This window comes from Arthrobacter sp. SPT-J7 (genome assembly GCF_059089965.1).
The window spans coordinates 1-3,382 of sequence record NZ_JBNHFF010000295.1 but is presented as its reverse complement, the minus strand read 5'-3'; the positions used below and the strand labels follow the sequence as shown (position 1 = coordinate 3,382).

Annotated in this window: 2 protein-coding genes and 1 pseudogene; 1 reads left to right on the top strand and 2 read right to left on the bottom strand. The window is 63.8% G+C overall.

Annotated features, from left to right (window positions below; genetic code table 11):
* Window positions 1-36: 36 nt before the first annotated feature.
* Together AC5RWX_RS31580 and AC5RWX_RS31575 are read right to left on the bottom strand one after the other, a co-directional pair.
* Window positions 37-597, bottom strand: a complete 561-nt coding sequence (locus AC5RWX_RS31580) for an aminoacyl-tRNA deacylase (RefSeq protein ID WP_494100134.1) — start codon at window positions 595-597, stop codon at window positions 37-39.
* Window positions 597-1,796: an acetyl-CoA C-acetyltransferase gene (locus AC5RWX_RS31575; RefSeq protein WP_494100133.1), complete on the bottom strand. Its 1,200-nt coding sequence runs from the start codon at window positions 1,794-1,796 to the stop codon at window positions 597-599. Before AC5RWX_RS31575 ends, AC5RWX_RS31580 begins: the two co-directional genes overlap by 1 nt.
* A gap of 420 nt (window positions 1,797-2,216) precedes the next feature.
* Here AC5RWX_RS31575 and AC5RWX_RS31570 point away from each other — a divergent pair.
* Window positions 2,217-3,382: pseudogene (locus tag AC5RWX_RS31570) on the top strand (DNA-directed RNA polymerase subunit beta); the annotation flags it as partial.

Below are 3,382 nucleotides of genomic sequence, written 5' to 3'. Positions count from 1 at the left end.
GTGGGCGGGGCTTTTTGCGTTCCAGTTCCGCTTGGATCAGGCGGGGTCGCTGATATCCGCGACGACGGCGCGCAGCGCTCCGGTGAGGGCATCGGCATCCACGAAGGCGCTGTAGCCGTGGGCACCTGCACCCATCGAGATCCTCCGGCCCGTGATGGTCGCGTCAGCGTACACCGGCCAGCTGTTGGTGCTGCCCAGGGGTGTGATGGTGCCGCGTTCGTAGCCAGTTGCGTCCAGCGCCACGTCTGCGGGCGGCAGGGAGAGCTTGTTGACGCCCACGAGGTTCCGGAGCTTGGGCCAGGAGATCTGGCGGTCACCGGGAATCAGCGCAAAGAGGAACGAGCCGTCCTTGTGTTTGACCACCAACGACTTCACGATGTCCGCGGGCGGAATACCCAGGATGCCGGCCGCCTCCTCCAGGCTTTTGGCGGCCGGCCTTTCCACCACCTCAACCTGCAGGCCACGCGCTGCCGCGTCGGCGAGGAACCTGTCCCGGCCGGCACCGTTTTCATTTCCCGCTCGACTGTTGGCGCCGGTGCCACCGGGGGTTTCGGTGCTGCCCGATCCGGTGCCGCCGGCCCCGGCTGCCTCGGCCATCAGTCGCGGTACAGCAGGAGGGCTTCACCCTGCCCGCCGCCGCCGCACAAGGACACCGCAGCTTTGCCTGTTCCCCGCCGCCTGAGCTCGTGCGCGGCATGTACTGCGAGCCGGGCCCCCGATGCGCCGATGGGGTGTCCCAGGGCGATGGCACCACCATGGATGTTGCACTTTTCAAGGGGGTAATCGAGATCCTGCAGCGACTGGACCGCCACGGAACCGAACGCTTCGTTGATCTCGATAAAGTCCAAATCGGCGGTGGTCCAGCCCGCACGCCCCAGCGCGTTCTTGATGGCGTTGGACGGCTGGGAGTGCAGCGAGTTGTCCGGCCCGGCAACCTGCCCGGGCTTGCCGACGACCGCCAGGTATTCGAGCCCGTGCTCCTCGGCAAAGGCGCGGGAGGAGAGGACGAGGGCCGCGGCTCCGTCAGACAGGGGAGAGGAGTTGCCGGCGGTAATAGTGCCGTCCGTAACGAAGGCGGCCCGCAGCCCGGCCAGGGACTCGACGGAGGCGTTAGGACGAACACCTTCATCAGTGGACACCACCAGGGGGTCACCCTTGCGCTGCTTGATGCTGAGGGAAACGATCTCGTCGTCGAAGGTGCCGTTCTTGGCGGCCAGCGCGGCACGCTGGTGCGAATGGGCGGCCACGTTGTCCTGGGACGTCCTGTCGATTCCCAGCGTGAGGTTCCGGGTCTCGGTCGACAGCCCCATCGACTGCCCGTCAAAGGCATCCGTGAGCCCATCGTGTGCAGCCGCGTCCAGGGCTAGGATGGAGCCGTAGGTCCACCCCTGCCGCGAACCAGGCAGCAGGTGCGGCGCCCGGGTCATTGACTCCTGCCCGCCAGCCACCACCACGGACGCCTCACCGCCGCGGATCATCCGGGCGGCGTCGATCACCGCGGTCAGCCCCGAGAGGCAGACCTTGTTTACGGTGACGGCAGGAACATTCCAGCCAATGCCGGCGCCGATGGAGCTCTGCCGTGCAGGGTTCTGGCCGGCACCCGCCTGGAGCACCTGGCCCATGATGACGGCCTCAACCTGGCCGGCGTCCACCCCGCTTGCCTCCAGAGCCGCCTTGATGGCATGTGCCCCGAGTTCGACGGCGGTAAAGCTCGCCAATTGCCCATTGATACGGCCCTGGGGCGTACGAACTGCTGCCAGGATGACAACGTCAGTGTTGTCCGTGGAGTTGCCCATGTTTATCTCTTCCGATCTGATCCGTTGTAGGCCACCAAGGCTATCGTGACGCCGGTCACCCATATATTCAAACGCCCGGGCCGCTAGGTGCATTCCTGGCAGTGCCCGGTCCCCGTGACGGCCGTCTCCCGCAAGCAGCCCGGAAAACGGTGCTTGCAATCGGGCCGGATGTGGGGTAGACATGTAGGTTATTTTGCCGTATCGTAGATATTTGCGTCTTCCCTGTTTACCTTCAGCCTTCATATAGCGGTGGGCTTCGCCTGGCAGCTGGCAATCATCGTGCCGTCAACAACGTCACAGCATTGTCAGCACCGGCCCCGGGTCATATAGCGGAACCGGATGGTAGCACTGCGGAGCATTCCGCAGGGTGCACAGCGGGGGAGATCTGAAAACGCCTGAAGGTCTGTGGAAGGATCCCTCTTGGTCGCCTCGAGCACCTCTAATAACGAAACCGCTAACACCGCCGACAGCACTGATGGTGCCACTCGCCGGCTCTCATTCGCAAAGATTCACGAACCTCTTGACGTTCCGAATCTGCTTGCCCTCCAGACGGACAGCTTCGACTGGCTGGTCGGAAACGAACGCTGGCAGGCACGCGTAGCGAAAGCTGTCGAAGAAAACGATCTTAGCGTCGCCACCACGTCCGGACTCTCGGACATCTTTGAAGAGATCTCCCCGATTGAGGACTTCCAGGGCACCATGTCCCTGAGCTTCTCCGATCCGGAGTTCGCTGACCCGAAGTACACCATGGCCGAGTGCAAGGACCGGGACGCAACGTACTCGGCGCCGTTGTACGTCAAGGCCGAGTTCATGAACAACAACACGGGCGAAATCAAGCAGCAGACCGTGTTCATGGGCGACTTCCCGCTGATGACCGAGAAGGGTACCTTCGTGGTCAACGGCACCGAGCGTGTCGTGGTCTCCCAGCTGGTCCGTTCCCCGGGCGCCTACTTTGAGCGTGCCGCCGACAAGACCAGCGACAAGGACATCTTCACTGCGAAGATCATCCCGTCCCGCGGTGCCTGGTTCGAACTCGAAATCGACAAGCGCGACCAGGTCGGCGTTCGCCTCGACCGCAAGCGCAAGCAGTCCGTTACCGTCCTGCTGAAGGCCCTCGGCTGGACCGAAGGACAGATCCTCGAAGAGTTCGGCCAGTACGACTCCATGCGGGCAACCCTGGAGAAGGACGCCACCGAAACGCGCGAAGACGCGTTGTTGGACATTTACCGGAAGCTGCGCCCGGGCGAGCCGCCCACCGTCGAGGCTGCCCAGTCGCTGCTGGACAACCTGTACTTTAACTCCAAGCGCTACGATCTGGCCAAGGTTGGCCGCTACAAGATCAACCGCAAGCTGGGCATCGACCGCTCCCTTGGTGACAAGGAAGCTTCGGTCCTGCACGTTGAAGACATCGTGGCCATGATCAAGTTCCTCGTCGCGCTGCACGCCGGCGAGAAGACCATCAAGGGCACCCGCGAAGGCCAGGAAGTGGACCTGCGCGTCGAAATCGACGACATCGACCACTTCGGCAACCGCCGCATCCGCGCCGTCGGCGAGCTCATCGAGAACCAGGTGCGCACCGGCCTGTC

Bases quoted from the DNA above. Each gene is read 5' to 3' on its own strand.
- AC5RWX_RS31580 (WP_494100134.1), bottom strand. From the start codon at position 597: ATGGCCGAGGCAGCCGGGGCCGGCGGCACCGGATCGGGCAGCACCGAA.
- AC5RWX_RS31575 (WP_494100133.1), bottom strand. From the start codon at position 1,796: ATGGGCAACTCCACGGACAACACTGACGTTGTCATCCTGGCAGCAGTT.